Genomic DNA, 18321 nt, shown 5'->3' on the forward strand with positions numbered 1-18321 from the left:
CCGCCCACAGACCCCACCAATACAGAGAATGAGTGGCTATCCGGGGCGGGATAACCACTGAACCTTTTCATCGTGACGGTGCAGGTCACGGCCGGGTGGAAATTGCTTGTCTTACCGGGAGCCTCGTCCTATGTCGACACCGGGAAGTCATCGCAGACCCGGCCGGCCGGCTGGTTTGGGCGTCGAGAACCCGGTGCACGGCAGTTGAAAAGGCTCACCAGACCGGGACGAAGGTGGCGGCCAACACCCGCCAGTTGCCGTCCTCACGCACCCAAAGTCGGGTGTAGCGCAACCGCGCGGACATAGCGGCACCGCCCTGAACGGCATCCACCGCAGCGACCATGCGAGTCACCCCGGTCTGACCGTCTTCCTGGACGTCGAGCGACTCCTCCACCAGGCTGGTGATTCGCAGTGCACCCGAGCGGTAGCTCTCCAAGTCGTCTTCCTTCGTAAAGACCGTGCCGTCCGGTCCGGCACCCACGACCTGCGGGTGCAGTAGCGCGTCGAGGGACTCGACGTCGGCGGCGCGCTGGGCGGCCTGGAGTTGCCGTTCCGCGGTGAGGAGATCCATCCACCGATCCTCCGCAGCGCGCCGCAACGAGACAAGCGGGTTCGCTCGCGGCAGAACGGCGACGTCAGCCCGGTAGGGCGTTCACGGCACAACCGAACCTCGGCACGACCCTGGTCGGCCCAACTGAAACCGCCAAGGTCCTACCGGAGCCTCCCCTCATGTCGACCCCTGTCCTGCCTCGCTCGTATGTCTCTCCTGACCAGCACCACCAGGATGGAGAGGGCTCACTCATTCTCCGTATTAGTGGCGGTGTCTGGTTAGGGGATGATCGCGTCTACGTAGCCGCCGTCGACGCGGAGGGCGGCGCCGGTGGTGGCTGAGGCTAGCGGGGAAGCCAGGTAGGTGACCATGTTGGCGATCTCCTCGGGCTCGATCAGGCGTTGGAGCAGGGACTGCGGGCGGTGCAGGCGCATGAACTCGTGTTGCGCCTCGTCCCAGGGAAGGCTCTTGTCGACGAGTTCGTACACGAAGTCCTCCACACCACCGGTGTGGGTGGGGCCGGCGATGACGGAGTTGACGGTGACGCCGGTGCCGGCGGCGGCCTTGGCGAACCCACGGGAGACACCGAGCAGGGCGGTCTTCGACACCCCGTAGTGGATCATCTCGGCCGGGATGGCAACCGCCGAGTCGCTGGCGATGTACTGCACCCGGCCCCAGCCGCGCTCGACCATCCCCGGCAGGTACGCGCGGGTCAGCCGCACCGCGGCCAGCACGTTGACCTCGAAGTAGCGCCGCCACTCCTCGTCGGTGATCTCCAGCGCCGGTCGGGAACCGAAGATGCCGAGGTTGTTGACCAGGATGTCGACGGTCGGCAGGAGTTCGAGGGTGCGCGCCGTACCCTCGTCACCGGTGACGTCCGCGGCGACCTCGACCACGTCGGCGTCGGGTACGTCGGCCCGCAGTGTCTTCGCCGCCTGCTGCACGGTCCCGGCGGTACGACCGTTGACCGCCACCCGGGCACCGGCTCGGGCGAGCTTGGTGGCGATGGCCGCCCCGATGCCCTGTGTCGATCCGGTGACCAGCGCGGTCCTGCCGGTCAGGTCGATGTTCACGGTCATGGTCATCCTCTTCCGGTCTACCCGACACTCCGCCGATTCGACCGTAGTGGCAGTCGAGCTATCCGGCAGGGTTCGCCGGTCCGGTCGGTGAAGGGCTCGGCTCGTCAGGGGACGGGGTCGGCTCGGCTCGGCTCGTCAGGGGACGGGTCGGTGGGGGCGGCCTGGCGTAGGGCGGTGGCGAGCAGGGCGCGGGCGGCGGCGCCGAGCCGGCGCTCGGCCGGGGCCGCGATCGAGGTCCGGAAGACCGGTGCGTGGTGCCGGATCCGGATCAGGCGCAGATCCGAGCCGGCGCCGATAGCGGTCCGCGGCACGATCGCCACGGCCAGCCGGTACCGCACGAAGTCGACCACGCTGCCCAGGTCGCCGACCTCGTACCGGACGGTCCGGCGTACCTCGGCGGCGGCGAACGCCCGGTCGGTGGCGATCCGGTTGCCCCACTCCGGCGGGGTGTCGACAAACGTCTCGTCGGCCAGTTCGGCCAGCTCGACATCGGTCCGTCCGGCCAGTCGATGATCGGCGGGGCAGGCCAGCGGCATGCTCTGGGCATCCATCGGGACCAGGGCCAGGCCGGCGGCCGACCCGGCCGGCAGCGCGAGGTACGCCAGGTCGAGGCGCCCGCTGCGCAGGTCGGCCGCGTGGGCGGCACTCGCGCCTACCCGCAGTTCGATGTCGACGCCGGGGTGCTCGGCCCGGAACTCGGCGAGCAGTCGGGCCACGCTGACCGTGGAGGCGCGCTGGGCCTGCATCATGCCCAGCCGTACGGTCCCGCGCAGTCCGCCCCGGAGCTGGTCGACCACCTCACGGGCACCGGCCGCGGCGGCGAGCGTACGCCGGGCCTCCGGCAGCAGCAGCCGGCCGGCGTCGGTCAACTCGACCCGGTGGGTGGTCCGATCGAACAGCGCCACGCCGAGGTCCCGCTCCAGGTTGCGGACGGCGGCGGAGACGGCGGACTGGACCACCCGCAGCCGGTCGGCGGCCCGGGTGAAGCTGCCCTCCTCGGCGACGGCGGTGAAGGTGGCGAGGTGCCGGAGTTCCATCCCCCGTGTTTATCACGGATCAAGATAATGGATAGAAGTTATCTTCGTGGCCGGCGATCGAGCGCCGGGGCATCATCGGGACCGACCCAACTGCTTCACCACGAGGTGCTCCGAACATGTCCACGCACAGCACCAGCCTCCGGCCACAGCCATCCGTACGCCAGCACGGTCGAGGCTTCTGGGCGGTCGCGCTCGCCTTCGTCGCGGTGATGGCGCTCGGTACGGTGCCGTCCCCGCTCTACCCGCTCTACCAGCAGCACGACGGGTTCAGCACCTTCACCATCACGCTGATCTACGCCGCGTACGCCGCCGGTGTGATGGTCACCCTGTTCACCGCCGGGCACATCTCCGACTGGCACGGCCGGCGCCGGATCCTCGCCCCGGCGGTCGCCCTCAGCGCGCTCAGCGCCGTGGTCTTCCTGCTCTGGCCGGCCCTGCCCGGCCTGTTCGTCGCCCGGGTGCTCAGCGGCCTCTCGGTCGGTGTGGTGACCGCCACCGCCACCGTCTGGTTGGCGGAACTGCACCGGGCACACCGGCCGGACGCCTCAGCCCGGCGGGCCCAACTCGTCGCCGCCACCGCCAACCTCGGTGGACTCGGCCTCGGCCCGCTGATCGCCGGCCTGCTCGCCCAGTACGCCCCCCAACCGCTGCGGCTGCCGTACGCGGTGCTGCTCGTCGCGCTGGCGTTGGCGCTGGTCGGCGTACTGCTCTCGCCGGATGTCCGGGAACTGCCCAACCCCCGCCCGCGCTACCGGGTGCAGCGGGTCGCCGTACCGGCCGCGTCCCGGAACCGGTTCTACGCCGCGCTGAGCGGGGCGTTTCTCGCCTTCGGCGGGCTCGGGGTGCTCACCGGGCTCTCCGGCACGTTCCTCGCCGGGACCCTGCACCACCCCTCCCGCGCACTCGCCGGGGCGGCGGTCTTCCTGGTCTTCGCCGCCGGGGTGGTGATCCAGTTGACCACCGCCGCCTGGTCGATCCGGCGCAGCCTGGCGTTCGGGATGGGCGCGCTGCTGGCCGGGATCGGGCTGGTCGTCCTCGCCGCCTGGTTGCCGACCCCGAGCCTGGCGGTCTTCCTGGTCGGCGGGGTGCTGACCGGGGCGGGCGCCGGTTCGATGTTCAAGGGCACCCTCGGCACCACCGTGGCCATCTCTCACGACGAGAGCAGGGCGGAGTCGCTGGCCGGACTCTTCCTCGCCGGTTACCTCGGGCTTTCCGTACCGGTGATCGGGATCGGCATCGCGTTGCAGCACGTCAGCGCGCGGGTGGCGCTGCTCGGCTTCGCCGTACTCGTCGGGGTCGGGGTGCTGGCCGTGGCGCGGCGGCTGCTGGCCGGTCCGCGCCCGACCACGACGGCGGCCCGGCCGCTGGTCGCCGCCCAGCGCTGACCTCCCGAACATCTGACCGGCCGGGCAGCGTGGCCCGGCCGGTCAGGTCCGTCCCTCAGCCGTCGGCTGCCGCGATCGCAACGCCACGGGACACGAGTTCGTTGAGCAACGACTCGATCTCCGTGCGCTCGTCGGGCCGGGCGCGGGCGACCAGTGCCGCCGGGTTGGTTCTGGTGCCAGTCGCCAGCTGGGCAATCACGGGCGCTACCGTCTCCGCGGGCAACGGCGTGTAAATGGTGTGACCGTCGACGCCGCATACGCACCCGTCGGGGACAGCAGTCCATCGCACCGGAAACCGTGAGTTTCCTTGCAGGACAACACCGTCGAGAGACATATTCGCCGACCGTGGTTCGGGCGCTGGTTCGAAACCTGCCGCCGTCAGTCTCCGCAGGGAGACCTCTGCTATCCGCCGTGGGTCGACCGTCGCCCTCGGCTGCGGCGGCATGGCGGTCGAGGTCACCGCATCCGCCGAGGACACAGCGACGATGTCGTCGATTTCGTACGCGGTGAGGTGCTCCTCCCGCGCGACACCTACATTGATGCTGGTCGCCGCTCCGGTGGTCTCGCCGACGTGGTAATAGCGGGACGGCCAGTAGAGCACATCTCCCGGCTCTACATCGACGGCGAACGACATCTCCAGATACGACGCATAATCGGCCTGCGTGCTGACCGGCTCGGACCAGGGACGGTCGGCCCAGAACCGCATCCGCTTGCGTCCACGCAACGGAAACATGAAGGTGGCGAAGCGGTCCTTGTGCACACCTACCGGGCTATGCTCATAATCGCCATGGAACAGGGTGGTGATGGCGCTGTCCAACGGCAGACCCACCCGCTTCCACAGCTCGGAGTAGAAGTCGCGCTCACGGTTCCACATCGCCCGGTCGAACCGGTGGAACCGATTGATCATCAGGGCATGTCGACGATCAGGCAGAATGACAGCCATACGTCGCTGATACCCGTCCCATGAGCCGTCCGAGGCAACCGGAAGCCACGGCTGCGGGGCCGACTGCCGAACCTGGTCGAGGGTGAGCCGTACGTCGACAGGGGCAGCACCCACCGCCGCCCGGAAGGTCGATGTCTGGTCGAACGGCGCAACCCCGACACCGCGATAGTGGACTGGACGTCGATCCCAGTGGAGTTCCACGAACTCGTCCCAGTCGAATTGATCGGCTACCGCGTACTCAAGCATGATCGATCACCCTTATCGAATACAGCATGCGCAGTAGACCGAGCACGCCGGGATGGGGCCGGCACAGGTCGGCAATCGAGCACGGACCCTGCTGTAGCTGATCGAGGATCCGGTCGCCGAGTGTCCCACGCACCGGAAAGACGTGCCCGTTGCCTGCCCATAGCCATTCGTTGTCGTTGTCCATCCGGTGGACCGGATGGACGATCGTGACAATGTCCGAGGGGGACAACTCAGTCGGTTTGCGGGGGGCCGGCACCGGCTCCAGACCACCGGCACTGACGCGGCGCAACCAGGCCATCTTTCTGTGCCGTCGCAATTCTGGGCCGGCTAGCAGCTCACGTACCCGTTGCCCTGAGCTTTCGAGGTCCGGTAGCGGTGCGGTGGATCCGTCCGACCGCACCGGCGGTGGCCAGGGCGAATGCGGCATGGGCGGATTCGGGCCGCTGGTCCGGTCCAGGAGATCAGCCAGCATACCTTTCAGTTCGTCGCCGGGCAGATCCGCGTCCATTGGCGCGTGCACCCGCAGTACGAGGCCGTTCTCGTACTCTTCCTGGGTGTGCATCGCGCCGGGCGGACTTTGCCACATATCGCCCGCCTTGATCACGGTGCCGTCGACCCGTACCGATCCGGAGAGCACCCACAGAGCTGTCGCCCGACGCGGCACAGGCTGTGTCCGCAGCGTGAAGCAATTCCCGATGGCGAGTTCGGTCAGGACCGGCTGAATGGGAAATCCCCACTGCTTCCACAGCTCAGTCAGTCCGGCCCGCACCTGCGCCCACACCGTGAAGTCAAGGAACAGCGGGTGCCGAACGGTCACCAGGTATCCGTCACCATCAAGGGCGGCATGTAGTCGCTCCGTATACGACGCCGCTGTCAGGTCGTCAGCCCCCGGCAGAAGTTGCCCGGGTAGGCCGATCTGCCCCGCTACGACGTCGAATCGCACATCGGGGAGGGCACCAAATCGGCTGCCCGCACGGAATGGTGCACACGCTGTCGTCAGGGTGCGATAGGCCGAGTCGACGGGGATCACAGGCCAAACTCCTCTCGCAAGCGCTGTGCGTAGTCGGTCAACGGTTCCAGCCCGACAGCCGCGCGTCGGACATCTACCCGGACGGGAGACTCAAGAGGATGGGGTCCCAGCTCGCCGTCGACGATCCGGAACTTGGTGCCATAAACCTGCGGCTGCCCGGCCTGTACGCGGAGCGCGTCGGTGAGGTAGGCGACCTGACGGGCCGGCAGATCACCGGCCGCCGCGGCCGAGCGCACGAGGTCCAAGCAGTGTTCACGAAAGGTCTGCTGGCCCTCAGCATGCTGAACGAGGCGGCAGGCGGCCTCGGCCGCATCGGGCCCTACCATCGCATGTCCCGGCCAGCCCTGCTGCCCGATCACTTCCTCAAGCCACACCATCGCCTGCGCCGTGTGCGCGGCAAGTTGTCGTGCCGCGTCGTCATCGACGAATCCATCACGCGCCCAGCGTGTACGCAACCGCGCATCCCATGAGTCGATCCGCATCAGGGTGCGCCGCACCGGGTCGTCGAATCCGTGTTCCAACGGGTCGATCCGGAGGTGAACAGTGGCTTCATCCCAGAACCAGCGAACCCGTTTGCCGGTCTGCGCCCAGTCGAACTCCACCTCCGTCGGGCCGACATGGACGCCGAACTCGCGATCGTCGATGACATCGTCCTCGGAAACGCCCGCGTACTCGACGGCGTCCCGGAGGGCCATGCCGAGGCCGGAGAGCGTAAGGCGGTCGGGATCGAACCCGACGACGTGCTCCTCGCCGTCGGCCACCTCGACAAACTCGCCGTCCTGCCCCACCATCATCAGCGGTCCACCGGCAAGACAACGGAAGAAGTAGGGAACGTCCGCGCGTGTCAGCTGTGCCCGTTCAGCCGGGCTGAACCCGTCGAGTGGGACCTCACCGGCCAGCGCCTTGCCGTAGGTGGCGGTATCCGCCAGCAACACGCGAACGTGAAGTTCATCCGCCCGGTCCTGAATCAGCTCCGCAAGACGCTCCCGGCTGCGGCACATCCGCACCCAGGTATCGAACATCCCCCGCAGGAACACCGGCAGGTACGGTCCATACCCAATATTTCCGTCCACGTCCGCGACGACTGTTCGGGTCTGCGTCCGTGCCCAGGGGGCGTTGAGCCGGTCGATCCGCCGGCCATCCACAAACGCGTGCGACGGGCCCTCGGCGGCGCACCACCGCGCCTGGTTTTCCAGTCCCACATGATGGTTGCCGGATGGGACGGCGATCAGGCCGGTGTCCGACAGCCGGCCGACCGGGGTGAGGAATACCTCCAAGTCAACCGGATACATGCGGTGATCCGCCCCGATCAGCACGTTCCCTTCGAACAGGTCTCCGATTCCGAATCCGAAGCAGGCTGCCGAAACTCCCCCGGCAGATCGGAAGTAGCGGCGAGCTTGGGTGGGGCTCAGCACGGCGCCGGCCAGTCGAAGCTCCGGCGAGCTGCGCAGCGTGCCCCATTCGGACGGCGGGTCCACCCATTCCTGCCACAGATAGGCCAGACGATCTGGGCGCTCGCCGGTCCAGCACCGCAGCGTCGGCAGGCCGAGAACGCCGAAGACTGAATCCCGTTCGGCTAGGAACAGCAGCTCACCGTTTGCCGGACGAGCCTTGTAGGCCACGGCCGCACCCCCGTGGCATTGCAGCCGGAGCACCCGTCTGCGTCCGTTGTGGGTCTCTCCCGGCATCGCGGTGATCCCCGTTATGGGCAACGCGAACGCTGGATGATCGGGCCAGGCATCCGCGTCGAGCCGCGCAAGAAACTCTTCCATGAAAGACAGGAACATGTCGGCCTCGACCCGGGCCTGTGCTGCGTCCTCGCGGGCACACCGGATGAGCAGCTCACTCACCAACGGGCCGAACAGGTCGGCGTTCGCGGGGTCGAACACGCCCGGTGCCACCCTGTCGCTGTGCATCGTCGGAGCCCATTGGTTGAGCCGTTCGAGCAGCTCCACCACTGGCGCGAAGCGTGGCTCCGCGAGGATGCCGGCGACCTCGTCGGCGCGGAGGGGTCGATCGACGACAAACACGTTCTCGGCGGCTAAACGCACTACCGGAGGGAACAGTGCGGCAATGGTCATGTGCGGCCCCTCGGAATGGTGGGCCGGTTGCACCGGCCCACCATCCATCGCGATCAGATGCAGTAGTAGTGGCGGATACAGGTACCGCGCTGGGCGGCGCCCTCCTCGATTACCTGCTCAAGCTCGCCAACGACGAGGTCGAGCTCCTCCACCTCAGTTTGCTCCGAGCTGGTGACGTCGGTCATGACTGCCTCCTCCGCGAAGATCAATGATGTTGGAAAGTGTAACCACGGCTTTTCCACATTGATGACCCTCAAGGTCAAACTATCGTTTATGGGACATAATCAGCTTCGGCCCTTTCGTACGGGGCCTCCACCGCGCCACCGCGTCGGGGTCCGGGTGCCGGGTGCCGGTTCACCGCGAACGCGCCGGCCTGCGGGCGGCGTGGTCCATCAGCGCCATCGCCGGCTCCGGCTCCGGCAACGAGCTGCGCGCTACGGGTAGTTGCTGATCTCGATCAGATTGCCGTCCGGGTCACGCAGGTAGATGCTGTTCATCGGCCCCATCGCCCCGGTACGCGACACCGGCCCCAGCTCCACCGGCACCCCTTCACGGGCCAGGTGGGCGAGCACCTCCGCCAGTGGGGTGCCGGCGACGAAGCAGAGGTCGGCGCTGCCGGGTGTGGCGCGGGCCGCTCGCGGGGTCCGCTCCGCACCGAGCTGATGCAGGTTGATCTTGCTGGTGCCGAAGGCCAACGCACGCCGGCCCGCGTCGAAACTCACCGGCCGCATGCCCAGGGCCCGCCGGTAGAAGTCGACCGTACGGTCGAGGTCGGCCACCGTCAGCACCAGATGATCGAGTACGTCGATCTGCACCGCCCCGACCGGCGGCTCCCCGGCCCAGTCGCCGTTGTCGTCGAACAGGTGCTGGCAGGACTGCCAGGCGGCGGACGACATCCGGGGCCGGACCCGGCCGAACAGCCGCCCCAGCGCGGCACCGTGCTCGGCGGCCAGGGCGGGATTGTGGCCCAGTACGTCGAGTTCGTTCGCGACGGTGATCTCCACGAAGGCGCGCAGTTCCGCCTCGGTCGGCTGCTCCACCGTGCCGGTGAACCGATCGGTGAACGGCACCGGACCGGGTTCACCGAGCCGGGGGTAGACGGCGCGGCGCACGCAGCTCCCGTACCAATAGACCAGCGCCTCGGCGGCCGGACCGATCACCTCGACCAGGGTGGCCCGTTCGGACGGCTCCAGCAGGGCGGTGTCGAATCCGTCCGTGCCGTAGCTGGCGTGGCAGAGCCCGGCCAGCTGGACGTCGGGCGGCGCACCCCAGGCGGCGAGCCGGTCCGCCACCCGGCACAGGTGGTCGTAGAGCGTCCCGCCCGGATGGGCGATCTCCTCCGTTCCCCGCGTCCGCAGGAAGTCTTCCGCCGAGAGTCGCGCGTCCCCGTCCACCTGCTCAGTTATAGACCGCCGGGGTCCCCGGCGGTTGCCGCCGACAACGGATGTGGCGCATCCGACCATCGACGACGGATGCGGCGCATCCGAGCACCCCGGCGGGAGGTCACCACGCCCCGGTGGACCCGTCGGTGAGTTCACGCAGGATGTCGATGTGGCCGGCGTGCCGGGCGGTCTCGTCGATCATGTGGACGTAGATCCAGCGCAGCGACACCGGGCCGAGCTGGTCATGGGTGCCGGTGTCGTCGAGCCGGTACCCGGCGGCGGTCGCGCGGGACCGGGCACACTCCCGCGAGTACGCCTCCAGCAGCTCCGCCATGGTGGTCTGCTCGACCGACCAGCCGCCGTCGGCGTCCTCGTCCGGGGTCGGCTGCCCGGCCAGGTGGTGCTGGAACCAGTTCCGCTCGACCACGGCCAGGTGCCGGAGCACCCCGGCGAGCGTGGTCTCGGACGGCACGAGCCGGCGCTTGGCGTCGGCGTCCGGCACCTCGTGCAGCTTCGTCACGATGATCCGGCGGTAGAAGTCGAGGAAGGATTCCAGCACCCTCCGCTCGTCCGCGGTGACGACGAGTTCCGGTCCGAAGGGCGGGGTGAGCGACATCGTCTCCATGAGCCACGATAACCGAGCCGGCCCGGCCCCCGCTGTCCGCCGGACGCCACAGCAGACGATGGGGGTCTCAGCCGACGGAGGCGAGATAGGCGGCGGTCTTGGCCGGGTCCATCAGCCAGTCGGTGTAGTCGGCCGGATCGGAGAAGCCGTTGGCGAACCGGCGGGCCACCGTCGGGTTGACCGCCGCGGTACCGAGGATCTGCTGCACGTGCTCGGGCAGCGGCGCCAGCATGGCGTTGGTCCAGTCGGTCACCGGCGCGCCGGTCCGGTCCCAGAAGTCGGCGAAGGTCCCCTCCATCCAGGACCGGTCGAACGGCCCGTCGCCGTGCCGGACGATCGCCTCCAGGTACGCGGCGGCACACTTCGCCGCGGTGTTGCTGCCCTGGCCGGTGATCGGGTCGTTGGAGACGACCACGTCGGCCATGCCCAGCACCAGCCCGCCGGAGGGCAGTTCGGCGACCGGGTGCCGGACCGTCGGGGTATACCGGCCGGAGAGGGTGGCGCGGGCGTCGGTGAGCTCGACGGCGGCGCAGCGGTCGTACACCCAGGGGGTGTAGCGACGGGCCAACTCGATGGTCAGCTTGAGCTGCTCCGCCGGGTCGAGCCGGTCCTGCCACAGGTCCAGCGGCCCGTCCGGCACCGCCTCCCAGAACAGGATGTCGCAGGGTCCGCTGTGGGTCAGGCCCGGGATCACGAACAACTCCCCAAGACCGGGTACGGCGTTGAAGCCGACGCTCGGCGCCGGGAACCGGGGGTCGGGCGCCAGCCCGTGCACGTACGACACCGCCAGCCCGCGCTGCGGGGCGGTGAACCGTGACCGGGCCGGGTCGCGGTCGAAGACGCCGACGAGTTCACCCTTGCCGGCGGCGACGACGGTCAGGTCGTACCGGCCGATCCGGGTCAGCCCGTCCAGGTCGGCCGTGGTGACCCCCTGGTAGTGCACTATCCCGCCGCGCTCCTCGAACAGTTCCAGCCAGGCGGCCATCTTCAGCCGCTGGTCGGTGCTCTGCCCCGGGGAGTCCAGCGGCGCGACGACGCTCAGTGCCCGCTGGCCCGGCGGTGCGGAGAGCGACACGTGCAGCCCCTCGATCCGGGGCGCCCTGTCCTCCCAGAGGTTCAGCCCGTACGCGCGCTCGGTCTCCAGGGCCTGGTGGAACATCGCCTGGGTGCTCGTCACCCAGCCGGCGCGGATCTCCTCGGGGGTGCGCGCCGACATCAGGGTCACCTGGTAGCCCTCGGCGAGCAGGCTGAGACCGAGCTGTAGGCCGGACTGTCCGGCACCGACAATCAGGATTTTCCGCATCGTTTCTCCCGAGGGGTGGGGTGGTGGGGCTATCGGTGGGCGGAGGCGGGGGCAGCCGGCGCGGGAGCGGTGAACCGGCCGGTCGGTCCGCCACCGGTCCGGCGGATGGTGTGGTCCACGACGGCGAGCAGGGCGCGGGCGACCGAGCCGCTGTCGCGGGCGTCGCAGGTGATCACCGGCACGTCCGGGCCGAGCGCGAGCGCCCGGCGTACGTCGGCCAACTGGTGGTTGAGCCGGCCGTCGAACAGGTTCACGCAGACCACGAACGGCAGGTTGCTGTCCTGCTCGAAGTAGTTGACCGCCGCGAACGACACGTCCAACCGGCGGGTGTCGACCAGCACCACGGCACCGACCGCACCCCGGCACAGGTCGTCCCACATCGGCCAGAACCGCGCCTGTCCCGGCGTACCAAAGAGGTAGAGAACCAGGTCCTCGGCGACGGTCCGCCGGCCGAAGTCCATCGCCACGGTGGTCGTGGTCTTGTCGATGCCGGGGTCGAGCCGGTCCACCGGCTCGCTCGCCGCGGTCATCCACGCCTCGGTGTTGACCGGCGGGATCTCCGAGATGGATCCGACGAAGGTGGTCTTACCCACCCCGAAGCCACCGGCCACGACGATCTTCGCCGAGGTCGGCACGGGGTGCTCAGGCAAGCTGTAGGAGGCCATCACGGAGTCTTTCCAGAAGCCGGGAATCGAACGGGGACGAGTAGGTGTCCGGGTGGACCTGCAACCGGTTGGTGGTCGCAAGATCGTCGATGACCACGCGGGTCACGCCCAGCGGCATCCCGGAGTACGCGGAGAGTTCGGCCACCGACGTGGTCCGCCGGGCCCGGTCGTAGAGCGTCCTGGTCTCCGGTGGCAGACCGGCGGCGAACCTCGGGTCGTAGTACGGCACCGAGATGAGGGTGTGCACGAAGAGGCGCTGCCGGGTCCGGGTACGACCGCCCGTCAGTACGTAGGGTCGCACCTTCCAATGTGCGGTAGCCACGGTGGCGTTCGCTCCCTCAAGAGTGCGGGGTCAGGATCTCCGACGAGTACGCGCCAATCCGCCGCCGAGACGGCCGACGTGCGTACGCGGATGTGCGGTGGTCCGTGGTGATCAGCCGGCGCCCTGGCTCGCGGTCCGCCGTTGCAGGTCGTTGCGCATCTGTGGGCTGAGCAGGTGACCGACCGAGGCCACGAACTTTGTCATCTGGTACGCCACCACCCGCAGGTCGCAGCCGCTGGTGGCCGCCACGGCGAGCCCGGCCGAGTCACCCACCCGCATGAACAGCAGGTGCCCACCGGGAAGGCGGACCGTAAGGTACTCGGACAGGCCCAGGTCGAGCAGGGCGGCGCTGCGATCGGCCATGCTGAGCAGGCCGGAGGTCAACGCGGCCAGCTGGTCGCCGAGGTCGCGCGGCACCGCCTCGGAGGCGACGAGTTGCAGCCCGTCCAGGCTGACCAGCAGGGCGTGCGTCACCCCCGAGGTCTCGGCCGCGAACCGCCCGATCAGCCAGGCGAAGTCCTGTGGCGAGTGGACCGTGGTCGACGGACGCGGAAGATCATTGCGGGGGCTGGTCATCACGGTGTCCTTCGGAACGGTTGCTGGAGTGGGGTTCCCGCCCATCGCGGAACCCGGCGGCGAAGTCGATCGTCTCGTCCGGCCAGGCGAGCTGGTCGGACCCGACGGTCGGTCCGGCCGGTGCCGCCGGTCGGGGCGGCGGCATGTCCCCGCGCAGGCTGGCCGGTTCACGCCGGGGCAGACCGCCCCGGACACCCGACACCCCACCCCCGCCACGCGAACCGGCCGGGCCACCGCCGTTACGCGAACCGGCCGGATCGCTCCCGTTACGCGAACCGGCCGGATCGCTCCCGTTACGCGGACCGAAAGGATCGCTGGCAGTGCGCGGACCGAAAGGATCGCTGCCATTGCGCGGGCCCGCCGGATCAGTGCCGGTACGCGGTCCTGCCGGATCACTGCCGTTGCGCGGTCCCACCGAGAACTGGCTGGGCGGTGGAAGTTGGCCGGGTGAAGGGTGTTGGCCGGGTGAAGGGTGTTGGCGGACGGGTGGGAGTGGGACCGGGGGCTCCGGTGCCGACGGGATCTCGCAGAGCAGTCCGGCGGGCAGCAGCACGGTCGCGGTCGTACCGCCGGTGGGTCGGGCGGTCAGCCGTACGCCGATCCGGTGCGCGGCGGCGAGCCGCTGCACCACCAGCAGGCCCAGCCGGCTGGCGCCGGACTCGATCACGGCCACCGGGGCGGTGCTGGCCAGCATGGCGTTGACGTCGACGAGTTGCGCGGGGCCGAAGCCCAGCCCGATGTCCTCGACCCGCAGCAGCACACTGCCCGCCTCGGTCAGGTGGGCCGACACGGTGACCGGCGCGGTCGGCGGGGAGAACCGGGCCGCGTTGTCCAACACCTCGGTGAGCACCCGGATCACGTCGTCGGCCGCGAAGTCGACCACGGCGAGATGGGCGATCACGCCGAGGCGTACCCGGGGGTAGTGCTCGATCGCGGAGGTCGCCGCCCGTACGACGTCGAGCAGCGAGGTGACCTGCCGGCCGGCGTCGTCGACCGTACGGCCGGCGAGCACCAGCAGGTTCTCCGCCTGCCGGCGGATCCGGGTGTTGGCGTGGTCGATCCGGTAGAACTGGGCCAGCCGGCCCGGATCCTGCTCGTCCGCCTCGACCGCCGCGAGCTGGCCGCCGGTCTGGTAGGCGGCGGACAGGATCCGCAGGGCGAACTGTTCACAGAGCGCCGGCCAGGCCTGTGCGGCGCTGGCATCCGGACCGGGTACGGCGGGCGGAGCGGCCTCGTACGCGCCGGTCGGGCCGGGCGTGAACCCGTCGTCCATGGACGGGTCCAGCCAGCGGGCGACCCGACGTCGTAGTCCACCCGGCCGGTTCATCGGCAAGCCTTTGAGCAGCACATATCCTGTTCTTCCGGATCAGTGACGAACTCACCACGGGCACACCATTTATTTATGGTTCGAGGGGTTTGGGTCATAGCTCGCTGTAGCTAATCAGTCCCGGACGGGAACGGCAATAGGGGTTCGCGCTCCACACGCGGTGCATACCCCTAGGGGCAGGCACATCGACGGCCAGCCATGCGGCACGCCGAATTTGTCCGGTCTGCCGGTCTTCGGGGCGTCGAGCGGCGACACTACCGGCATGGGAGTTTTCCGCATCGACGGCGCCACGGCGCTGGTCACCGGTGGGTCGTCCGGCATCGGCGCGGCGGCGGCGCGGCAACTGGCCGGCGCCGGCGCCAAGGTCTTCCTCGCCGGCCGGGACGCCACCCGGCTCACCGAACTCGCCGACCGAATCGGCGGTACGGCGGTGATCGGCGACCTGACCGAACCGGCCGGTGCGGCCGACCTGGCCGAGCGGGTGCTGACCGAGGCCGGGCGGGTCGACGTGCTGGTCAACAACGCCGGTCAGGGCTGGGCCGGGCCGGTGACCGGGATGACCGAGCCCGACATCGCGCGCATGGTCGCGCTCAACCTGACCGCGCCGATCCTGCTGACCCGTGCCGTACTGCCCGACATGCTGGCCCGGGGCCGGGGACATCTCGGTTTCGTCGGCTCGATCGCCGGTCGGCTCGGCGTACGCGAGGAGGCGGTCTACTCGGCGACCAAGGCCGGGCTGAGCGTCTTCGCCGACAGCCTGCGCCAGGAGACGGCCGGACACGGGATAGTCGTCACCGAACTCGTACCGGCCGTCGTGGACACCCCGTTCTTCGTACGCCGGGGTCGCCCCTACGACCGCCGCTCCCCACGGCCGGTGCCCCCCGAGCGCGCCTCAGCCGCCCTGCTCACCGCCATGTTCGCCGGCCGCCCCGAGACCTACCTCCCCACCTGGCTCCGCCTCCCCATAGCCCTCCGAGCCACCCTCCCCCACACCTACCGAACCCTCTCCCACCGCTGGAGCTAACCCCTCCCCTCCCCGCCCCCCTGCCCCCCGTGCCCCCCTGCCCCCCGTGCCCACCCCAGTCCTCGCCGATCTAGGGCAAATACGTGTGATTAGAGATCCACTAGCCCCCATATGCCCTAGATCGACGCGTAGGAGGGACGCCGACGCGCAGGAGGGACGCCGACGCGCAGGAGGGACGCCGACGCGCGCGAGGGAGGGGAGGGGGAGGGAGGCGGGAGGGGTTAGGAGGCGGAGCGGAGGGCTCGGATGGATTGGGTTAGGGAGTTCATGGTGGCTAGGACGGCGGTGGGTTCGTAGCCGCAGTGGGCCATGCAGTTGGCGCAGCGGGAGTCGCGGCCCCGGCCGTAGGTTTCCCAGTCGGTGGTTTCGATGAGCTCCTTGTACGTTTTGGTGTAGCCGTCGTTCATCAGGTAGCAGGGGCGCTGCCAGCCGAACAGCGAGTACGACGGGATCGCCCAGGCGGTGCACGGGAAGTCGACCTTGCCCTCAAGGAAGTCCAGGAACAGCGGCGAGTGGTTGAGCCGCCACTTGCGCCGCCGGCCGTCCGCGAACGCCTTGCTGAACATCGACCGGGTCTCCTCCACCCCGAGGAAGTGTTCCTGGTCCGGCGCCTTGTCGTAGGCGTACGCCGGGGAGAGCATCATCTGGTCGACGGCGAGTTCGTCGTTGAGGTAGTCGAGCACCTCGATCACGGTCTGCGGGGTGTCGGTGGAGAAGAACGTGGTGTTGCTGGTGACCCGGAAGCCGCGCCGCTTCGCCTCCTTGACCGCCGCCACCGCCTCGTCGAAGACGCCGTCCTTGCAGACCGAGGCGTCGTGCCGTTCCTTCAGGCCGTCGATGTGCACGGCGAAGGAGAAGTACGGCGACGGCCGGAACTTGTCCAGCTTCTTGATCAGCAGGGCCGCGTTGGTGCAGAGGAAGACGAACTTGCGGCGCTTGACCAGCTCGTTGACGATGACGTCGATCTGCGGGTGCATCAACGGCTCGCCACCGGCGATCGAGACCATCGGTGCCCCGGACTCCATCACCGCCCCGACCGCCTGCTCCACCGGCATCCGCCGTTTCAGTACGTCGGCCGGGTGCTGGATCTTGCCACAGCCGGCGCAGGCGAGATTGCAGGCGAACAGCGGCTCCAACTCCACCAGCAGCGGGAAATACTGCTTACGGCGCAGCTTCTGCCCGATCAGGTAGCGGCCGACCCGGATGCTCTGACGCAACGGCATACTCATCGCGGACGTTTCTCCTTCGGCAGGGTGAAATGCACATCTTCGGTACTGGTCGTGCGTTCCCGTACGGCCCGCGCACCCAGCCCGACCAGGGCCTCGACGGTCTGGTCGACCAGGTGCGGTGGAGCCGACGCCCCGGCGGTGACGCCGACGGTGCGGGCACCGGCGAGCCAGCGCAGGTCCACCGCGCCGACGTCGTCGACCAGGTGGGCGGGGGTGCCGGCCCGGCTGGCCACCTCGACCAGCCGGAGTGAGTTCGAGGAGTTCGCCGAGCCGACCACCAGCACCAGGTCCGCATCGTCGGCGATCGCCCGGAGCGAGACCTGGCGGTTGGTGGTGGCGTAGCAGATGTCGTCGGAGGAGGGCCCGGTCAGCGCCGGGAAGCGGCGGCGCAGTACGTCCAGCACCCCGCTCACCTCGTCCACCGCGAGGGTGGTCTGCACCAGGTAGGAGACCCGACCGGGGTCGGCCACCTCGACCCGTTCGGCCTCGCGGGGGCTCTGCACCAGGGTGATCCCGCCGGGCACCTCGCCGAGCGTGCCCTCGGTCTCCTCGTGTCCGGCGTGACCGATCAGCAGCACCGTACGGCCCTGGCCGGTGAACCGGCGCGCCTCGTTGTGCACCTTCGTCACCAGCGGGCAGGTCGCGTCGATCACCGGCAGCCCACGGGTGGCGGCGGTTTCGCGTACCTCGGTGGAGACGCCGTGTGCGGAGAAGACGGTGACCGCGCCGTCCGGCACCTCGGTCAACTCGTCCACGAACACCGCACCGCGCCGCCGCAGGTCGTCAATGACGTGGGTGTTGTGCACTATCTGCTTGCGCACGTAGACCGGTGCACCGTGCCGGTCCAGGGCCTGCTCGACCACGGCGATGGCCCGTTCCACCCCGGCGCAGAACGACCGGGGCGAGGCGAGCACCACCTCCCGTACGGTGGTCGCCGCCGCCCACTCGGTCAGTGCCGGCCCGACCAGCGTCAACACCCGCAGCGCGGTGGCGATCCGATTCAGGGTGGCGGCCCGGAACAGCGGTTCCGGTGCCACGTCGGCGATCACCCGTACGCAGGCGGTGGGTCGGTCCGGTGGGCCGGCGAGCAGCGCGGACGACTCGGTGTCCACGGCCAGCGCGCCGGTGGCGGCCAGCCGTTCCCGGTCGGCGCCGTCGATCAGCCGGTCACAGCTCACCACCGGTCCCAGGTGCACGGTCAGCCCGTGGCGGCGCAGCGCGGCGGCGAGCATCGGCGCGGACGGGCAGGCCAGGCGCTCGTCCCCGGTCCGGCTGTCCCGGCGTACCTCGGTGGCGACGACCACGTCACCCGGCCGCAGCGCCGGGTCCAGGCCACCGGCGATACCGGCGACCGCGAGCGCCGACGTGCCACCGTAGCCGGCGGCCGCGCGGGTGGCCCGGAGCAACCCTCGACCGGTACGCCGCAGCGGCACGTCCGCCGGCAGCGACCGGCGTAACGCGTGCGCCTCCATCCGCATCGGGGCGAACAGCACCCAGTCGCCGGAGCGGTCGATGCG

Annotated in this window: 18 protein-coding genes and 1 pseudogene; 2 read left to right on the forward strand and 17 right to left on the reverse strand. The window is 69.6% G+C overall.

All coding sequences use genetic code 11. The features are described 5' to 3' along the window. Positions 1-214: 214 nt before the first annotated feature. The 3 genes from OG792_RS27340 to OG792_RS27350 form a co-directional block, all read right to left on the reverse strand. Positions 215-571 (reverse strand): nuclear transport factor 2 family protein, encoded by a 357-nt coding sequence (locus tag OG792_RS27340; RefSeq protein ID WP_329103622.1) that lies wholly within the window; start codon positions 569-571, stop codon positions 215-217. Between the two features lie 257 nt (positions 572-828). Continuing rightward, complete coding sequence (locus OG792_RS27345; RefSeq protein WP_329103624.1) at positions 829-1635, reverse strand: SDR family NAD(P)-dependent oxidoreductase; 807 nt, start codon at positions 1633-1635, stop codon at positions 829-831. 98 nt (positions 1636-1733) lie between these two features. Continuing rightward, the gene (locus OG792_RS27350) at positions 1734-2666 is read right to left on the reverse strand and encodes a LysR substrate-binding domain-containing protein (RefSeq protein WP_329103626.1); all 933 of its coding nucleotides are present in this window, start codon (positions 2664-2666) and stop codon (positions 1734-1736) included. A 116-nt stretch (positions 2667-2782) separates the two neighbouring features. Here OG792_RS27350 and OG792_RS27355 point away from each other — a divergent pair, with 116 nt between their 5' ends. Then, the gene (locus tag OG792_RS27355; protein WP_329103627.1) at positions 2783-4051 is read left to right on the forward strand and encodes an MFS transporter; all 1269 of its coding nucleotides are present in this window, start codon (positions 2783-2785) and stop codon (positions 4049-4051) included. A gap of 55 nt (positions 4052-4106) precedes the next feature. Here the strand turns inward: OG792_RS27355 and OG792_RS27360 are convergent, their stop codons facing one another. The 11 genes from OG792_RS27360 to OG792_RS27410 form a co-directional block, all read right to left on the reverse strand. Then, on the reverse strand, positions 4107-5240 hold the full coding sequence (locus OG792_RS27360) for a JmjC domain-containing protein (RefSeq protein WP_329103629.1): 1134 nt from the start codon (positions 5238-5240) through the stop codon (positions 4107-4109). Beyond that, on the reverse strand, positions 5233-6270 hold the full coding sequence (locus tag OG792_RS27365; RefSeq protein ID WP_329103631.1) for a hypothetical protein: 1038 nt from the start codon (positions 6268-6270) through the stop codon (positions 5233-5235). The genes OG792_RS27360 and OG792_RS27365 overlap by 8 nt, the downstream gene beginning before the upstream one ends. Beyond that, a complete protein-coding gene (locus OG792_RS27370) occupies positions 6267-8351 on the reverse strand; it encodes a DUF6624 domain-containing protein (protein WP_329103633.1) in 2085 nt (694 codons plus the stop codon). Before OG792_RS27370 ends, OG792_RS27365 begins: the two co-directional genes overlap by 4 nt. 53 nt (positions 8352-8404) lie before the next feature. Next, on the reverse strand, positions 8405-8536 hold the full coding sequence (locus OG792_RS27375; RefSeq protein WP_329103635.1) for a hypothetical protein: 132 nt from the start codon (positions 8534-8536) through the stop codon (positions 8405-8407). Positions 8537-8785: 249 nt separating this feature from the next. After that, positions 8786-9745 carry a VOC family protein gene (locus OG792_RS27380; RefSeq protein WP_329103636.1) on the reverse strand — a complete coding sequence of 320 codons (960 nt, stop codon included), beginning with the start codon at positions 9743-9745 and terminating at the stop codon, positions 8786-8788. Positions 9746-9854: 109 nt separating this feature from the next. After that, complete coding sequence (locus tag OG792_RS27385) at positions 9855-10358, reverse strand: DinB family protein (protein ID WP_329103639.1); 504 nt, start codon at positions 10356-10358, stop codon at positions 9855-9857. Positions 10359-10425: 67 nt separating this feature from the next. Beyond that, positions 10426-11661 (reverse strand): styrene monooxygenase/indole monooxygenase family protein, encoded by a 1236-nt coding sequence (locus OG792_RS27390; RefSeq protein WP_329103641.1) that lies wholly within the window; start codon positions 11659-11661, stop codon positions 10426-10428. 29 nt (positions 11662-11690) lie between these two features. Beyond that, positions 11691-12311: a GTP-binding protein gene (locus OG792_RS27395; protein ID WP_329103643.1), complete on the reverse strand. Its 621-nt coding sequence runs from the start codon at positions 12309-12311 to the stop codon at positions 11691-11693. Further along, complete coding sequence (locus tag OG792_RS27400; protein ID WP_329103645.1) at positions 12304-12627, reverse strand: DUF742 domain-containing protein; 324 nt, start codon at positions 12625-12627, stop codon at positions 12304-12306. The genes OG792_RS27395 and OG792_RS27400 overlap by 8 nt, the downstream gene beginning before the upstream one ends. Positions 12628-12759: 132 nt before the next feature. Continuing rightward, on the reverse strand, positions 12760-13224 hold the full coding sequence (locus OG792_RS27405; RefSeq protein WP_329103647.1) for a roadblock/LC7 domain-containing protein: 465 nt from the start codon (positions 13222-13224) through the stop codon (positions 12760-12762). Beyond that, positions 13205-14551, reverse strand: coding sequence for a sensor histidine kinase (locus OG792_RS27410; protein WP_329103649.1), 1347 nt, complete (start codon positions 14549-14551; stop codon positions 13205-13207). The genes OG792_RS27405 and OG792_RS27410 overlap by 20 nt, the downstream gene beginning before the upstream one ends. Before the next feature lie 262 nt (positions 14552-14813). Between OG792_RS27410 and OG792_RS27415 the strand changes: the two genes are divergently transcribed. Then, positions 14814-15575: an SDR family NAD(P)-dependent oxidoreductase gene (locus tag OG792_RS27415; protein ID WP_329103651.1), complete on the forward strand. Its 762-nt coding sequence runs from the start codon at positions 14814-14816 to the stop codon at positions 15573-15575. A 221-nt stretch (positions 15576-15796) separates the two neighbouring features. Here the strand turns inward: OG792_RS27415 and hpnH are convergent, their stop codons facing one another. The 3 genes and pseudogenes from hpnH to OG792_RS34840 form a co-directional block, all read right to left on the reverse strand. After that, on the reverse strand, positions 15797-16804 hold the full coding sequence (hpnH, locus tag OG792_RS27420; protein WP_329103653.1) for an adenosyl-hopene transferase HpnH: 1008 nt from the start codon (positions 16802-16804) through the stop codon (positions 15797-15799). Beyond that, the gene (gene ispH / locus OG792_RS34835; protein WP_442932507.1) at positions 16801-17757 is read right to left on the reverse strand and encodes a 4-hydroxy-3-methylbut-2-enyl diphosphate reductase; all 957 of its coding nucleotides are present in this window, start codon (positions 17755-17757) and stop codon (positions 16801-16803) included. Before ispH ends, hpnH begins: the two co-directional genes overlap by 4 nt. Positions 17758-17847: 90 nt before the next feature. Further along, positions 17848-18282, reverse strand: a pseudogene (locus OG792_RS34840) (5'-methylthioadenosine/S-adenosylhomocysteine nucleosidase family protein); the annotation flags it as partial. Positions 18283-18321: the final 39 nt, after the last annotated feature.

The sequence above is a fragment of the Micromonospora sp. NBC_01699 genome (assembly GCF_036250065.1).
In the GTDB taxonomy this organism is placed as follows: domain Bacteria; phylum Actinomycetota; class Actinomycetes; order Mycobacteriales; family Micromonosporaceae; genus Micromonospora_G.

Coding starts and splice junctions, on each gene's coding strand:
- OG792_RS27360 (WP_329103629.1), bottom strand. CDS start 5,240: ATGCTTGAGTACGCGGTAGCCGATCAATTCGACTGGGACGAGTTCGTG.
- OG792_RS27410 (WP_329103649.1), bottom strand. CDS start 14,551: ATGAACCGGCCGGGTGGACTACGACGTCGGGTCGCCCGCTGGCTGGAC.
- OG792_RS27390 (WP_329103641.1), bottom strand. CDS start 11,661: ATGCGGAAAATCCTGATTGTCGGTGCCGGACAGTCCGGCCTACAGCTC.
- OG792_RS27340 (WP_329103622.1), bottom strand. CDS start 571: ATGGATCTCCTCACCGCGGAACGGCAACTCCAGGCCGCCCAGCGCGCC.
- OG792_RS27375 (WP_329103635.1), bottom strand. CDS start 8,536: ATGACCGACGTCACCAGCTCGGAGCAAACTGAGGTGGAGGAGCTCGAC.
- OG792_RS27355 (WP_329103627.1), top strand. CDS start 2,783: ATGTCCACGCACAGCACCAGCCTCCGGCCACAGCCATCCGTACGCCAG.
- OG792_RS27345 (WP_329103624.1), bottom strand. CDS start 1,635: ATGACCATGACCGTGAACATCGACCTGACCGGCAGGACCGCGCTGGTC.
- hpnH (WP_329103653.1), bottom strand. CDS start 16,804: ATGAGTATGCCGTTGCGTCAGAGCATCCGGGTCGGCCGCTACCTGATC.
- OG792_RS27370 (WP_329103633.1), bottom strand. CDS start 8,351: ATGACCATTGCCGCACTGTTCCCTCCGGTAGTGCGTTTAGCCGCCGAG.
- OG792_RS27350 (WP_329103626.1), bottom strand. CDS start 2,666: ATGGAACTCCGGCACCTCGCCACCTTCACCGCCGTCGCCGAGGAGGGC.
- OG792_RS27385 (WP_329103639.1), bottom strand. CDS start 10,358: ATGGAGACGATGTCGCTCACCCCGCCCTTCGGACCGGAACTCGTCGTC.
- OG792_RS27415 (WP_329103651.1), top strand. CDS start 14,814: ATGGGAGTTTTCCGCATCGACGGCGCCACGGCGCTGGTCACCGGTGGG.
- OG792_RS27405 (WP_329103647.1), bottom strand. CDS start 13,224: ATGACCAGCCCCCGCAATGATCTTCCGCGTCCGTCGACCACGGTCCAC.